The organism is Microcoleus sp. B3-A4, from assembly GCF_036705385.1.
GTDB lineage: Bacteria > Cyanobacteriota > Cyanobacteriia > Cyanobacteriales > Microcoleaceae > Microcoleus.
Genome location: NZ_JAUBUI010000115.1, coordinates 1 through 15,711, shown reverse-complemented (window position 1 = coordinate 15,711; position 15,711 = coordinate 1). Strand labels below are relative to the sequence as shown.

Annotated in this window: 13 protein-coding genes; 10 read left to right on the top strand and 3 right to left on the bottom strand. The window is 41.4% G+C overall.

Annotation, left to right across the window (positions count from 1 at the left end):
• Window positions 1–84: 84 nt before the first annotated feature.
• Together QUB33_RS26900 and QUB33_RS26895 are read right to left on the bottom strand one after the other, a co-directional pair.
• Window positions 85–3,744 carry a hypothetical protein gene (locus QUB33_RS26900; protein WP_333356827.1) on the bottom strand — a complete coding sequence of 1,220 codons (3,660 nt, stop codon included), beginning with the start codon at window positions 3,742–3,744 and terminating at the stop codon, window positions 85–87.
• A 582-nt stretch (window positions 3,745–4,326) separates the two neighbouring features.
• Complete coding sequence (locus tag QUB33_RS26895; RefSeq protein ID WP_333356830.1) at window positions 4,327–4,524, bottom strand: helix-turn-helix domain-containing protein; 198 nt, start codon at window positions 4,522–4,524, stop codon at window positions 4,327–4,329.
• Between the two features lie 208 nt (window positions 4,525–4,732).
• On the opposite strand from QUB33_RS26895, the gene QUB33_RS26890 reads away from it, so the two are divergent.
• From QUB33_RS26890 to QUB33_RS26845, 10 genes are all read left to right on the top strand, one after another.
• Window positions 4,733–5,563, top strand: coding sequence for a hypothetical protein (locus QUB33_RS26890; protein ID WP_333356824.1), 831 nt, complete (start codon window positions 4,733–4,735; stop codon window positions 5,561–5,563).
• A gap of 257 nt (window positions 5,564–5,820) precedes the next feature.
• Window positions 5,821–8,040, top strand: coding sequence for a hypothetical protein (locus QUB33_RS26885; protein ID WP_333356821.1), 2,220 nt, complete (start codon window positions 5,821–5,823; stop codon window positions 8,038–8,040).
• A 403-nt stretch (window positions 8,041–8,443) separates the two neighbouring features.
• Window positions 8,444–9,577 (top strand): hypothetical protein, encoded by a 1,134-nt coding sequence (locus QUB33_RS26880; RefSeq protein WP_333356818.1) that lies wholly within the window; start codon window positions 8,444–8,446, stop codon window positions 9,575–9,577.
• 206 nt (window positions 9,578–9,783) lie between these two features.
• Window positions 9,784–10,029 (top strand): hypothetical protein, encoded by a 246-nt coding sequence (locus QUB33_RS26875; RefSeq protein ID WP_333356815.1) that lies wholly within the window; start codon window positions 9,784–9,786, stop codon window positions 10,027–10,029.
• A 165-nt stretch (window positions 10,030–10,194) separates the two neighbouring features.
• Window positions 10,195–11,865, top strand: a complete 1,671-nt coding sequence (locus QUB33_RS26870; protein ID WP_333356812.1) for a protelomerase family protein — start codon at window positions 10,195–10,197, stop codon at window positions 11,863–11,865.
• Window positions 11,866–11,941: 76 nt separating this feature from the next.
• A complete protein-coding gene (locus QUB33_RS26865; protein ID WP_333356809.1) occupies window positions 11,942–12,415 on the top strand; it encodes a hypothetical protein in 474 nt (157 codons plus the stop codon).
• Window positions 12,408–13,865 carry a phage terminase large subunit family protein gene (locus QUB33_RS26860; RefSeq protein ID WP_333356806.1) on the top strand — a complete coding sequence of 486 codons (1,458 nt, stop codon included), beginning with the start codon at window positions 12,408–12,410 and terminating at the stop codon, window positions 13,863–13,865. The genes QUB33_RS26865 and QUB33_RS26860 overlap by 8 nt, the downstream gene beginning before the upstream one ends.
• A gap of 15 nt (window positions 13,866–13,880) precedes the next feature.
• Window positions 13,881–14,090 (top strand): hypothetical protein, encoded by a 210-nt coding sequence (locus QUB33_RS26855; RefSeq protein WP_333356803.1) that lies wholly within the window; start codon window positions 13,881–13,883, stop codon window positions 14,088–14,090.
• A 42-nt stretch (window positions 14,091–14,132) separates the two neighbouring features.
• A complete protein-coding gene (locus tag QUB33_RS26850) occupies window positions 14,133–14,711 on the top strand; it encodes a 3'-5' exonuclease (protein ID WP_333356801.1) in 579 nt (192 codons plus the stop codon).
• A gap of 194 nt (window positions 14,712–14,905) precedes the next feature.
• A complete protein-coding gene (locus QUB33_RS26845; protein ID WP_333356798.1) occupies window positions 14,906–15,085 on the top strand; it encodes a hypothetical protein in 180 nt (59 codons plus the stop codon).
• Window positions 15,086–15,168: 83 nt separating this feature from the next.
• Here the strand turns inward: QUB33_RS26845 and QUB33_RS26840 are convergent, their stop codons facing one another.
• Window positions 15,169–15,606: a hypothetical protein gene (locus tag QUB33_RS26840; protein ID WP_333356795.1), complete on the bottom strand. Its 438-nt coding sequence runs from the start codon at window positions 15,604–15,606 to the stop codon at window positions 15,169–15,171.
• Window positions 15,607–15,711 lie beyond the last annotated feature (105 nt).

Genomic DNA, 15,711 nt, shown 5'->3' with positions numbered 1-15,711 from the left:
CTAAAACGACAGAAAACCCGCCACCGTTGGATGGTAGCGGGTTTTAAATTGTGAACCCTTTATATCAAGGCTTTTTGTGAAACCTTAATCAGGCGGGTTGTTGAGTTGTGCTTTCAAGCTGGTGACGGTTTCTAACTGAGGATGGTCAATCGCCACCGCTCTCTTTAATTGTTTTCCCCGTGTTTCAGTCTTTTTAGCTTGTGCCTTGACAGTTTTCTCAGTCCTCCTATCGTTGCGGTTTTTGTCTTTAAGTTCATCAAACGGGTTCATCACACCGCTAGCAATCGCCCCGTCTACCCATTCACACATAGCCTGTAAATTCAATGTGTTATCGTCATTGAGGAAAAAACCTTCTAGACTTTGTTTGTGTTTGTCTTTAGCTTTCTCAATTAATTTTTTCCAACTGATATATTGCTCATAAGTCTGGAAAGTGAACTGAGATAAACTAAACTCTTGCATCAACAGAACTTTGTTGATATTGTCACCCGGTTCGATTTTCGAGTAGTCGTGTCTGTCAGGGTGATTTTTGTAATCACCCACCTTTAAAATCCCCTGCTTAATAGCTGGGATTTGTCGAGTGATACTTTCAGGATTGTCGAGAATTTGTTTCATAAAATCCTTGGCGGGGTTGTTTTTTATCCCGTATCTGTCAGACTTCATAAACTCAACATCATCCTGTTCAGAGTCTAACTCAACTCCGATGTGTTCGCGCTTTGTTTCATAACCTCTTGCCTTAATAACTAACCCATTGGGGTTTTCTAAGGCATAATTAGCCGTGCCATGAAATGCACCTGAGTGATAGATATCTTTCACTTCAAAACTGAATTGTCCGATACGGGGCGATCGTTTCACTTCTAAAGTTTTCTTGTCAATAGAGAGTGCTGTTGAGGGTTTGTGCAACACATCCACAAGAGGAAAAATGTTTTGTAGATGTTTCATAGCCATCTCATTTATCCATTCGAGACTGTTTTCTATTGTCACACCATTTTCATCAACCAGATAAGGTTTTTTCACTTTCTTTAAAGTTTCGGATAACTCAGTATCTCCTGTACTCAATCTGTCAACCCATCGGGGGCAACATTCTACTTTTTCACCATCAATTTCTAAGAAAGGTTTACCATCAATCAATTCAATTGATTCAATATTGACATTCTTACCATCAACAATCAAATCAACCCATTGACCACCTATTTTACCCCCACCTAAAAATCCCCTTTTAATCATACGTTGTGAGAGTTTTGAGTCTGCACGGTGTAAGTTCACACACTCACCATTAATGTTGTCACGCCCTGGAAATAACACCCAATTCAACCAAAATGCACACCCATCTGTGATGGGTTGATGACCGTGCAAACCTTTTTCCATGTACCAAGCTAACACTCTTGCTCTTGCGGTGATATTGTTACCAACTGTGGGATTACTGGTAACGAAAAACTTAGAAACCATGTCGCCATAAAGTGTATTAACACACAGTTTGAAGAGTATATCTAGAGGTGATTTTTCACCGTGTTCAATCTTGGCTTTTTTCCTTTCAACAAGTAGCTTGTCAACTAAAAGCTCACCTAAATTAACTGAAAACCAACCATGATATTCTCGAAAATTCATCTGTATCGTGGCTGTACCATCTTCATTCTTAATGCGTCGTGTTGTGTTTTTACCTTTCCATTCCAATTTACCTTTTTTTAGTTTTTCCAATCCTTCTTTACCATAGGCTACATCAATTCGACGTGATGCAGGGTAAACCATACTACTATCAACAAGTAGAGTGTCTAGTAACTCATTGCGTTGTCTCTTACTGCAAACAGCTAACACCCACTGTAAACCATCGTGAGTTAAAGCACCGTTTTTGATGTCGTAATTGAAGATTTTTAAACTACCTGTATCTTCATCAAAACTCACATTTTCGGTGGTTAACATTTCAGTGTCACACTTCATTTCTTTGAGTGCTTTAGCAAGCATATCGACACCGTGTGAGGTATCCATAAACCAACTAGCCAAAAGGTCTTGAGGATAGAGAAGTTTATTTTTGTTAGTAACTCTCATGTGCCATAAACCGGGTACTAACTCACCCCAATTTTCGGTGTTTTTCCAACCTTCAACATCTTTATTCTCAGCACATTTGATGAGTGTATCGGTTTTAACACCGTAAGAATTCAACCATTCTCGCAATGTTACACACTCATTATTATCTGAGTGTTTATAGTGGAAAATTTCAGGTTCTCCAATAGGATAATCTTGGTTGCGTTGCCCTTCACCGTAACAACTTGAAATGTCGATGTCGCAAAGAATACAACCGTAATAACGTAACTTTTCTATAAGTTGACGCTTGCGAGTTAATTGAGTTTCCTCTGTTTTAAACAGGTTTTTGACAGACATCTCAATAGGGCGATTATTTCGACATCTTCCACCTTCAACTTTACTTAATAAAGCACTTGTAAAGTTGGTATTGTTTCGCAGTTTATCCGCACTACCCGGCTGAATAAACTTTTTAACAATCTCTTTAAATTCATCTACCCAGTTTTTAGGTTCTAGTTGAAAATAATAAGCGAGTGAAGCTTCAAACAGGTCTTTAACACTGCCACCAATTGTCAATTTAGGTTCTCGATAGTAATCGGAAAAATCCAAAATTTCATAGACTTTTCGCCATTGTATATCATACTTTTCAAGTATTTCATACACGTCTAAATCACCCAAAGCATAATTCTCAAAGTCAAGCGATCTCTTTTCTGCCATTACTAGCATCCGCCCTTTTTCATCATCAGTGAAAACTTTTTTGTATGGTAGTTCGTGACCTACAGCAGCAGCAATATCTGCATAAGAAGCGATACCATGCAAAGCACCCGTATCAACAATTTTCAAACACAATTCAAACTCAACATCATCAATTGTGATGATGTGCTTTAAGCTTACGGTGTCTAGTTTTTTACCATCATAGGATGACTGACAATATAAGCGTCTTCCTGATAAAATTTGGTCTTCACCCTTGCTTCTTTGTAGTTGTTTGATGTAGGTTTTTAAGCTACCTCTTGAAATTAAATTGATTTCGGCGGTGGCAAAGTGTGCATACAAAACAACATTACATCTAGGTAACTCTTTCAGAAAAAGAAGAGTAGAATTAGCTTCCCTTACCGATACCTCACACCCTCCCACATCTCTCAAATAGTCTGCCACATCAAACAATGTCGAAGGTATCAAACACGGTTCTAACCCCGCTTCAACACGTCCTTTGTTAACTACTGGATGATGTGCGTACATTATCGCAGGTGCATCTTTGTGGATGCCTTTGATTTGTGTGGTAATTAGCGTTCTACCTTTCTGTTGGTAGTTCTCAGAGGCTTCTGTTGTAAACTCAGTGTCAATCACCAGTGGGATCGTGATTTGTCTTTCATCAGTGTAAGAACCAAACATTTCACCTCTGGCAGTCAAAAACTTGTTTTGGTCAAATGCCTGAGAGTTTAACGGGTATCTGAACTCAAACCCACCATCACCAGCAACAGCCGTTTTTTGACCTCTGTAGCCACCTTTACCACCTTTGTCACCCGATACACCCTTGCGACCTTTCGGACTGCTAGCAGGTGATTTAGAGAGGGTTTTTTTGGTTAAAACCTGTTGCGATTTCTCACTATGTGCTAACATTAAGTGAGAATCTAAGTGAGAGGTTTCACACTTTGTATAATCTTCTGTCGAGGTGGCTTGACAGTCTGGATTTTCCAGATTAACATAAATACTTGATGTCGAATTCATTGTTTTTCGTTTTGTTTGAGTGACTAAACCGTTGAAATGAAAGCACAACGGTAAAGAGGCAAGGTGAGAGAATTGGCGTTCTCTCACCTTCAAAGATAAAATAATCCTAAACCCCCAAACCGCTTGCTAGATAGTAAGCGGTTTTTTAGTGTTTTGGAGGGTTTAAATAAATCGCTGAACCCCGCACCACAGAAACTTTTGAAGTGTCTTCAAGCTCCCTTTCTTTGACGTAATGTGCGAGATGTTTTGCTAACGATTCAAGTCTTTGTGGGTTTCGTTTCTGACACTCACAATCTGGAGGGCAAGTGTTAGAAGGTCTTAGAAAAATGATGACTTTTGCGCTCATTTTGATTCTCAATAATCGGGTATTGTTGCGATAAAATGATTGATTTTATCGCGGTGAATTTTGGTGTTTTCATTGGTAAGACTCTCTCTCTTTCTGATTACAACATAGCACAGTGCGGGGCGGTGTTTGAAGTCGATCGCCCCGCTATCAACTGTTTACTAAAAATTCAACATCATAGAACACTCAAGAATAAAGGTTTGAGTGTTTTTTATATATGATTTTTGTTCAGGAATTGCTTATGCTGTTGTCGCTTCATCTTTCTTAACTCTAACTATCAAATCGCCGGGTTCACAGTCTAAAGCTTCACAAAATGACTCTAATGTCTCGAAAGGAATTGACCTCACTCTGCCTTGTTCATAGCGTTGGAGATTGGTAGGACTCATGTTGATTTTTACAGCTAATTGATTCTGTGATAGCTCTCTCATAGTCCTCATTTCTTTAAGTCTGAAAATCATTTTAGTCCCCTCTATTTGCTTAGACATCTCAATCATTACACGTTATTTGTACTCGCGTCATTAGTATATCAATCAGAATCCCTTATCAAAACACACGAGATTGATACATAAGTATCATAAGTAGATTAGGTGCAAGTACACGTATCACGAGTATACTGAAGATGTACACCACCGAGAGGCAACTCAGATGATTAGACCGACTAAGCCTAAAGCCGAAAAGACCCCCAAAACCCCTAAATCCAGCCTCGGAGAAAGAGCAACGAAAGCTGCACAGGCTACCGCATCCAGTCTCAACACCACCGCACAGACGATCGCCCAAACTCGCAACTCCATCACTAATAACGTTCAAGGCGTCACAGGTGGTATCGCAGCAGTCACAGGTGGTATCGGGGCGGTGGCGGGTGCAATCACATCAGGACGCGCCCAAGTCGCTGGTGCTGCTATTGACGCTCAACAGGCAACCGCCACCAACTACGGGGCGGGGCAACAGCGTTCTGAAATCGTCAAGGAAACTGATGTTTATGGCGGTCTAGCGATTCCTGAACTCGATTTCAATGGGATGATTCCAACCAACTTTTTAAACCCTAATATCGCGACAACAGCGACAGAGGAACAGTTAACCGCAGGGCTTGAAAACTATGCGGGTGCAACACGCGCTCAAAAACTCTATCAGGCTGGTTTCAATTATGTGTCTGAAGTTGGAAAGACCAAACAGGCATATCACAAAGCGCAAGCATCGGTCATTAAAGCTGCAACTGAAGGCGTGAAAGTTCAGCAAGAGATTGTCAGGTTTGACCGTCAGAATATCGAGCTTGAAACCGATATCGTGAAGCGTGAACAATCGGGTGAAAAACTCAATCAGGAGAGCATCAAACTAACGGGTATGCAGAAAGAAACAACGCAGCTAACCCGCAGGATTGAAGCCAATGAAGCGAAACGAGAGGCTGAGATTCGAGCCGTTGAAGTTCAGACTCAAATGATTACTCAAAAGTATCTAGTCGAGAGTATCAACAACTAAAAAGACCGAGGGTGTACCCACTACATATCTGTCAAAAATACCCAAAGTAAAACAATGTCAAATCCTAAAAACAACAAGGTAATCGCTCTAATCGGTTCGGCTGTAATCGGTACTATCATCTTAACCCTACCGATGCGATTGCTTCTAGACCAATATCAATCATCTGAAAACGTTGAAATTATCTATACACCAATCAATCAATAATCACCCGTGCATCTACTAAATCCACCATCCAATTAACAACAAATCTCAAACCTATGTCTAGCTCTAAAGTTCAAAAAATCAGCCTGAAATATCAAATCATTACCGTTGTTTTGGCGGTAGGTTCTGCAATCGTTCTATTCGTACCCATCAAACAATTTAAACCGTTTAAGTCGGCTGCTAGCTACTTAATGAGTGCGAGTATCATTTCATTTATTACCACACGTCATTCGATGCGAGATGTGTTGGATGAAGTCGAAAAACTTGAGGGAGTTCATAGAGACGATACCGACAGACTCAACAGAAAACTCATCAAGATTACTGATGAAAAGTCAGAATTGATTGACCAAATTGTCAAGCTTAATGAAGATATTGAAGCTTTGAAACTTGACTCTGCTGAACAGATGGCAGAGTTGAGAACTTGTCAGCAAGCGATTCAAGAAGCGTTAAATAACTTCACTGAATCAAAGAACAGTGCAGCACATACCATTGTTGAGGACTGTTATCAAGTGGCAATGAGAAAATGTGTCTGTCACGTTGATGCACTCTGGCGAAATTATCCTGAGTGTCAAGCTGAACTGGATGAAATCAAGCTCGAAATTGAAGCCAAAAAAGAGCGATTCACCGACAAAATTACAGCTTATAACTCGGTTGTTGATATGGGTGATTTGATTGATGAAGGTCTTAAATTGCAAGAGTTGATGATAGTGCAGTGCATTGAGTTGAGATGTAAAGCACAATCGGTGGTAATTAATCACCTGACAGTAATCACTACGGACGCTGTACCTTTTGCACAATATGAGGAGGAATTGGAATCACTTGTAAAACTTGCTAACCATGAAATCACGGCTGCACAACAGAAAAGAAAGGACGATTTACAGTCCATCATTCAAGAGTTCACAGGGATAATCGACAATCACAAAACCAATTACATCAATGATGTAAATGAAAACATTGAAACTGCTAAACTCGCAGTGCGGAAATTAGAGGTTACTCAATCCGAACTGCAACAAGCGCTTGCAATGTTGGAAGAAACCAAAAAACCTTTACAGTTCTCTGGTGATTTCACACCAGCAAGAATGGGTAATTCTGTTTCAATGTACTACTACAACCGCTACAGAGTTTTACTTGATGCTCTCGACTGGCAAGAAACAGAAACAGGTATCAAAATCATTTACTCAATCCGTCGTAACCCCGGTCTAGATGAACCTGAAATCAATGCTGATGATTCGTTAGCACAGACGGCTGCATTCTGTAACGCGCTGCACGGCACAAAACCCACATGGGAATTCAATCGTCAATTCTCACACCTGACTCTAACAGTTAATCACCGTCGCATTGTCAAGCTAAAAAATGAATTACCCCGTGGGGTGCGGACTGCTGACAAGTTCTTTCAAACTGTTAAGAATTGGAGACGGGTGAGAATTACAGGGGGTAGTGAAAGCGGAAAATCACCAACTGCTGAGAATCTAATTTGTGCGATTCTTGCTCAAACTTTAGGCACTTGTGATTTCTATGACCCGATGTTTGAGAGTGTGAAAAATTACCGCACCATACCCGCAAAAGGACGCTCACACAGTGACTCTGTGCAAGGTTTGAAAGATTATCAAATCAAGATGCAATCAACCCCGTCAGACTCGCTTTATCTAGCTTGGTTTGATGAGATTGACACAACTTTGGATGAGAACCCCAAATCAGCAAGCGATTTAAAAGCCGTTCTCAAACAGTCCTCACACAAAAACAGTGGGTTAATCATCACAGGGCAGAACGCCAATGTACGCAACCTCAAAGGAGGGTTTGACCGCTCCGACATGAACAATTTTATCTGCCTGCACATCGGGGACAATTACCGCGACGCCATCGCTAATAGTCACTTGAGTGAGTCTGAACGGTCAAACCTGATGAAAGTCGGTGATGCCTTAGTTGACTACTGTGCAGCAAAAAATGATGAAGACGGGTTAGACCACACTGACTCCTCTGCCTATCGGTTCGCTCTAGTGTTGGAACCTAACAAGAAAGGGTTTTTCATGATACTCCCTGAGTTTGGGGATTATGTGTGGAGCGACATCATCCAACCGACCGAGGCAACCGCTCCGACCGAGGCGATCGACACCGATGAACCGACCGACGCCCCCACTGTGACAGTTGGTAAGAAAACCCCCGATTGTCCAGAGTGCGGGACGGAAAGCCGAAAGAACGGTTTTTTAAAAACATCGACTGAGCGAGTGCAGCGCTACAAGTGCAAAAAACCTGATTGCGGTCGCGAGTTTGTCTAGTGTATACACTCTGAAATCAGGCAGGGGGCTTAAATTAATGTGAAAAAACCACAAGTTTCTATTAATAAAACCCCCTACAAACTCACAAACATTTCACTCCGGTTGTAACTCCGGTTAACTCCGGGTACACTCCGGGCAGCCGGAACTCATCAATTGAAACCCTTACCGTGTAAAGGTTTTAAAACTCCGGCAAACTCCGGTTTTGACTCCGGTTTTGGACATAGTACCCCTAGCCGGAATTGCCGGAGTTGCCGGAGTAAACCACACAATCCTAATAGTTTGACCTCCCCGCCCCGCTACAAATTCAACTGTCAAGATAGGCTTCACACCGCTTGATTTTTTCTCACGTAAACCCTTTAACGTCAACCCTCAAATCTCCCAGTGTATACACTGGTTAACCAAAATGAACCTCACAACCATCGAAAACAACGCCACCATCGCCACCGCCACCGCATCCACACCCGACACCATCGCCACCGCCCCCACACCCAAAAAGCCCAAAACTGTCACAGTGCCAGAACTCATCCTTGACGGCGGTAGCTCTCGGACTAAATACTATCTCGAAAAAGAAACAGGTTCCTATCAGTCTGTGTGCCGTCAATTCAACAAAACGACTGAACTCCCCACAGGCTACCTCGGAGTGTTCAAGATAGGCGATAACGGCTATGCAGTGGGAGAATCAGCGCTCTCACTGTCGGGAGGAACCTTTGAGGAAGGGTTCGCAAATGACAACAAAATTAAGCTGTTGAATGTGTGGATTGTCGGGGCATTATGCACACACGCATCGTTTTTATTCAAGCGCATCAAGAAAGCAGGCAAGGGCAACGGCATCATCAAAATTGACCTCAAACTCGCTTTGTTGTCGCTATCCTCACACCGCAAAAAAGAGATTGAGAAGGCTTTCTCAAACCTCAAGTTTGAATTCAATGAACGGTTATTTGAGGTTAACGTTGTTTCCTACAACCTTTACCCCGAAGGGTACGGCGCTGCTGTAGCTGCTAAAAAGATAATCAAACAAAGCGGTGGTAAAGATGTTCGCTTTCATGTTTTGGACTTGGGCGGTGGCACTCTCACTCACACTCCCTATTCCAATCAGAACGGCGTCCCCCGTGCATCAAATCAAAACAGCGTATCGGGTGCGGGTGTTGTCTCCATCACTGAGTTTTTCGCTAAAGAGGCATCGAAAGGCGACACTGGGGGCAATATTTACCACTTCAGCAGACTCAAAGACGCGCTCGAATCTAGCACGGTGTCGGAGTCAGGAGAGTACAGCGCCGAAATTGTACTCGGTGACAACACAAGGGACTTAGGCGATCGCCTCAAGAGCGGTCTAGAAGCTTGGAGCCGTGAAATCATCGGCGTTCGAGAACTGTTGCGAGATGTAAAGCAAATTTTGAGAAAGGGAGAGCGCGTCTTTCTCACAGGTGGCGGGTTCAAGGTTGAAGCTGTGCGAGAGTTCATCACCAGCTATTTAGGCAGTGACTTGGTGGCAACCCTACCAGACCCCGACACCATCAACATCACGGGGCTTGACTGACTAAAGCCACCTCGGTCTAGCAGGCAGTTCATCATTTCAGAGGCGATCGCCCCGCTAGTGGCAGAGCTAGCGAGTCAGCAAGGGTTAACAGACTGGGAAATGATGAATCGCTTGATAGAAGACGGTTTGACGCGACACTCAAGCGCGTTGCTGGTGAGAGGGGGGCTTGAGTAAACCGACCGACTACACATTAAGGAGACAAACAGATGAGCAAGGAATATGACCATCCCTACGAATATGAGCTACCCGTTGCCGATGAACTCGCAACCTGTATCGCCTTGATAGTAGGGGCAAAAGTCAGGGCTGAAAAACATATCAGCAACCCGTGGGGAGCTAGTCATTTGACCGATGAAGACCAAGTGTTGATGGATACTGCCAGCGATGCCTTAGACACTGCTGTAGAAGCGCTAGAAGCCCTACGGACGGCAATTATGAAGGGTAAGACGCCCTGACACTGCAAGCGATCGGAACTCCCCCACAGGTTCCGACCGCATCCATAAGCAGAATGTGGCATTTTTGCCAAGTACCATCAGAAATATCTATAATATTACCCTTGCTATTATGGATAATAATACGGATAATAGAGACATCACCAGCAAAGACAGGAGACACAGGCAATGACCATCAGCAAGAAAATCATCACTCAAGCTCAAGAATTCTTTACCCGCGTCAGTGCGCTCTCTACCAAGTTAGAAGTCAGCCAAGCTTGCAATGAATTGTTAGAAGAGTTATCAGCCGAATACACCGTCAACACAGTTAGCAGCAACTTGACTGAGTTTAAAAGACACTTTCAAAACTTCACTCACTCACTGCCTGAACTAAACGAAACCATCACCACAAAAAACAAAGGTACACACACACAGCATTGTGCAGCGTCAATGCTTTCTCTAACCGATGAACAGAAGGGTGCGCTAGACAAAAAACGGCTCAAGACTTCACGCGCTCGTGATGGTTTTGATGCTGATGGTGAACTTAGAACCGTTGATGTTCCTAAGTGCGACATCAAAGAAATTGTTCTGAAGTCGGTTGAATGCCTCACCTCTGAAAACCCTCTCGTTATTGCTTGCGGTATCGTCAATTTAACGGGTTTACGTGCTGGTGAACAGAATCAGCCTAAGTATCACCACAAAGGATTAAACCTTGACATCGAGCGTCAAATGGTGGCGTTAGATGATTATGTAATCGGGTTTAAGGGAGTGCTAAAAAAGCACAATAAAGACGATGTTGAAGCTTTCTATGCACGTCCTACACTCGCACCCGCACAACTGATTGTTGATGCTCAAGCGCGTTACCTTAAATTCGATTCTGTGCAACAAATCCCCACCGACATCAACAAATATCAGCTTAAGTTTCAAAAACAATTTAGAAACAAATACACTGAGATTTTCGGCAATTTATTGTCAACTGTTGAAGCCTTTGATGATGATGGAAATCTTGCAAAACCCAACGGTTCACCACACAAAGGACGTGCATTTTATGCTTGCGCTTTGAAAAACATTCTCAGACAGAAAGGATTCAACAGCAAAGCAAGTTTAACCTATGTTCAGTTAGCACTCGCACACGATAACGTGAACGAAACCATCAAATATATCGAGCGCTACGATGAAGGAAACTTTATCAACCCTATCAATATCAACGTCCCAACCAACATTAACGGATTAGGAAAAATGGAAACCGCACCAGTGATTGAAACAACGATTCAAACAGTCGATGAAGGATTCAACCTTGATGAATTTATTGAAGGTATGAGCTTTGAAAACAACATGAAGTATGTTGAATTCTTTGAAGCTAAAAAGAGTGTGACTAAAGCGGTTTTAGCACTGATTGAATACCTGTCAGTTAACAAAAAGTTTGTTGACAAAGGTGTGAATGTTTCAAGTCAGCAACCCGTTAATCAACAACCCGCTACTCAACAACCCATTACTCAACAACCTGTCAGTCAACAATCTGCAAGTGATGAGTCAACCAGTAAAGAAAGCGTGAAAGATAAAGTTGCTCAAATTGTTGAAACCATCATGCACTACAACAGACAAATTTTCAACGGTGAGAATGTTGAAGATTTAGCAGTTCCAAACTACGGGTTAATTAACAGAATCAACCTGCGTTTATACAACAAAAACATGGCTAGTACAACGGTTAAAGCCTACACCGATAAGTGCAAAGAACAGAGTGCAGAACTTGAACAGATGGGGATTGTGGGAGGGTTTGACAACATCGCCCACAACGGTAAATACTACCGTAAAACTATGGATGAATTAGTTGCTAGAATATTGGAGTACAACAACTAATCGGTTAACCATTGTGGAAGCGATAGGATGCGGATGTAAGGTATGTAAAGCAGGACTAGGCGACAAGATAAACGAAATGATTCAGAATCAAATCGAACCTGTCGCCGTCCTCAAGTTCTTAAACTCTAAAGGCTGTAAGGTTTCTGAAAAAGTTCTCAGAATGCACCTTTCAGCTTTTAGCATACCCTTTCCAGAAAATGAAACTCAGTTCGATACAGAGTTAGAACCAGTCCCTAATAACTTAATTGACATCGACTTTTCACAGTATAAAGTTGATTTAACCAACCCTGAAATTGCTCTCGAACTGCTACAGAAAATCACCTTAAAAGTATTTCTGAATCAAGCGAGAATCACAATGCAAGCGCAACAAAAAATCATTGATGGGGTAGCGCCAGATATGCCGAAAGACACAATGAGAAATTACTCGATAGCACTTGATGCACTTGACAGAACCTCTGCAATTAACTTGATGGTTAATCAAGCGCAAGCGATTAAGACTGTTGAAGCGATGGGATTGACATTCAATTTACCCCCTGCCGAGAATGTTTAGAGTAAAACCAAATCAATCACAAGTCAGTAAATATTTTCAAGCTTCAAACTTGAAAACAGTACCTAAGAAATGGGTTGACTTTGTACGCCTCACCACAATTAGAAGTGGTGGGGCGATGACTCAATTCAACCCCTACCGCTATCAAGAAATTATTAGCGATTTGATGGATGAACACAACAACATCGTTTGTGTTAAATCTCGACAGTTAGGACTCACACAGCTTATTGCTTCAAAGTTCTTACACCGTGCAAGTTTAAACCCTGCTTACAGCGCGATCGCCTTCTTAAGAAATCAGAATGATGTAAGTGCAATCAGCCGTCGCACCAAACAGATGTTAATGGGATTGAGTGAGTACATCACCCCCGTCAATGACAACGTAGGTTATTTAAAACTCAAAGGGTTAGGCGATATTTATTACAAAAATTCATCACCAGAAGGCTCTCGCTCGATTGATTCAGTGATGGATTTTTTGTTTGACGAGGCTGCATTCTCAGAGAACATAGAACAGATTTATGCAGCGTCTAGCCCGTCCTCTGCGATGTCAGGGGATGCGATAACAAAGCTTGTAATCTCGACACCATCTGCCAAGTCAGGATGGTACTGGGATAAGGTGAACGAAAACAACGAAGGGAGAGATATTGAAGAGATTTGTAATAGAGTAGCCGCCGGAGATTTATACAATGAAGTGCCGGGGTTGTATTGGTTTGAGGATTCACAGGGGACGCTCAAGTTAATTGTTCATTGGAGCGCACACCCGGTTTATAAATCAATACCTAACTATCTAGACTACAGATTAAAACAGGACGGCACAGACATGGAAACTGTGCTGAGAGAGTATGATTTGAAGTTCGTTGATAGTGCGGTTTCAGTCTTCAACATAGAACTGATTAGAGAGAACGCGATAGGTGCTTATGAGGACGTTAAAGAGCCTTATATCGAGTATTATTGCGGGTTAGACACATCCACTATGGGAAGTGATTACACCGTCTTTTCTGTTGTTAAATACGATGTGAAAAACAATGTTTATTCGTTGGTTCACCTCTACAGAAGACGGCAAGAAACCAGTCAAGCCCACATATATCAAATCTCTAAGTTGATTGAGTTTTATCAGCCTACTGTTGTAGGAATTGAGACAACTGGCGGGGTAGGTAGGATTTATTTAGAAGAGTTAAGTAAAGCACATTATGGCACTGAGTTTCGCGACATCAAGACAACTAGAGATACAAAAATTACTATGGTAGGTACACTGAATTTAGCTTTAGAAAAGAGACAATTTATCTACCCTGAAAACTCAGTATTGATTGAAGAAATGTTGAGTTATCGCCGTGTTGGTGCGAAGTTAGAGGCTGCAAGCGGTAAGCATGATGACACAATTATGAGTGTATCTTTTGCCTTGACTGTGACACCTTTCTTACAGGGTGAACAGATATGCGGTACTTTGATTGCTTAAAAATAGGTGATTGTTATGAAGAAAAAGAGCGATTTTAAAGCGGTTATATTCAACGAAAATGAACCGCACACCGCAAAAGAATGGTTACTTTATTTAGGTAATCGTTATCATCTAGATAGAAAAGAAAAACCCGACCTGACTTTATATATGAAAGATAAAGGTGAGAGGGGTTTAATTTCAGATGCGAGTTTTGATACATCAGGAAACTGTTATATCCTGATATAAACCTTACAACCATTGAAAACCCATTAACTAGGAGTTAAGTAAATGTCAGACAGTTTGCTTCAATTAGAAGGTTTTATCGAGCTAGACAGAGTGAGAGCGGTAAGGTGGGCAAGAAAACAACTCACTCTCGATAATTGGGCGATATTAGACACGGAAACAACGGGTTTATACAATGCTGAAATTGTAGAGATAGCGATAATCTCAAACACTGGCGAACCCCTGTTAAACACTCTGGTTAAACCCACATTGACCATACCTGCTAAAGCTGCAAGCATTCACGGCATAACCGATGATATGGTTGCCAATGCTCCAACATTCCCTGAGATATACCCGCAAATTGTAGAGGTTTGTAAAAGCAATCAAGTGCTGATTTACAATGCGGGTTTTGATATGAGTATCCTTGATTATTGCTGCAAGCTTCATAACTTGCCTAAGTTGAAATTTAATCTCAAATGTTTGATGTTGATAGCTGCTGAATGGTACGGTAATTGGAATAAATACCATAACAGTTATACCTACCCAAAACTGCCTAATGGGAATCACAGAGCGATAGGTGATTGTCTGGCAGGGCTTCAATTAATCAAGAGGATGGCACTAGATACTGATGAATTGAGAGTGTAGAGAGGTGCATTACAGGCTCTAGGCGGGGAAAGGGATATTTCCCCGCCTAGAGCTTGTAACCTTTGCAGTATGGTTAATATGGTATGTAAACACTTTATGTGTTATGTTAAAAAATAGGCTTACAAAGTATTAGAAATATAGATTTATAGCAGATTTTTATATTGAGGTAAATTATGACAAGGAAAAGATATTTTTTGGATAATAATACAACCATTGTAGTTTTTTATAGACCCAAAGTTACTAATAATGAGGAAGAACGCATTTATCGAATTGAGCTTAGAGGTTCTTATGATGAACTTCTTAGTGAGTGGAGTTTTTCAGTACCCCGTACTAAAAAAGAAGTGTTGCAAGAACTGTTCTATTTAGAATTTTAATATCTGAAATTGGGCTGATAGTTGCCGGGGAGACAACTAATTGTGTCCCACCCTCTATACATCAAGATATAGGAATACTTTAATTATTCCTCACCAAAGGGTTTTTTGAACCGTTCTAAAGTATCTTGAATATTTATTATAGTTTTGGTGCAGTATTCTAATGAAAGTTCCGCATCTTTCTTATCAAGATTATGTTTTCTCATACCAAATCTTGAAGAACCTACTTCATAAGGTTGTGTACCTATTGCGTTGGTTTTGAAATATCCCGACATTTTTCTATAACGTACATATTGCTCTACATCAATATCAAAACAATGGCAAATAGTTATTTCATCCAATTCTTTTAATTTTGATGATTCTGAGTTAAAAGATTGAGGAGTAAAAAAGTCTTTAGCTATATCAAGCATTATTTCTAAGCCCGCCGTAGCATAAGCGACTGTTTCTGCATATTTGTTTTGTTCTATGAAGCCTTCAGCTTTGACCAAGAAATCTTTTACTGTGTTGTTCTGTATTGCACTCATTTTTTATGACGTTAAGAAGTGAGTTTATAAGCTTATCACACAACGAACCACACTCACAGCGCTGTTGTCGCTCTCTGTGTGCCAGCCTCACCCCCCTCACATCCA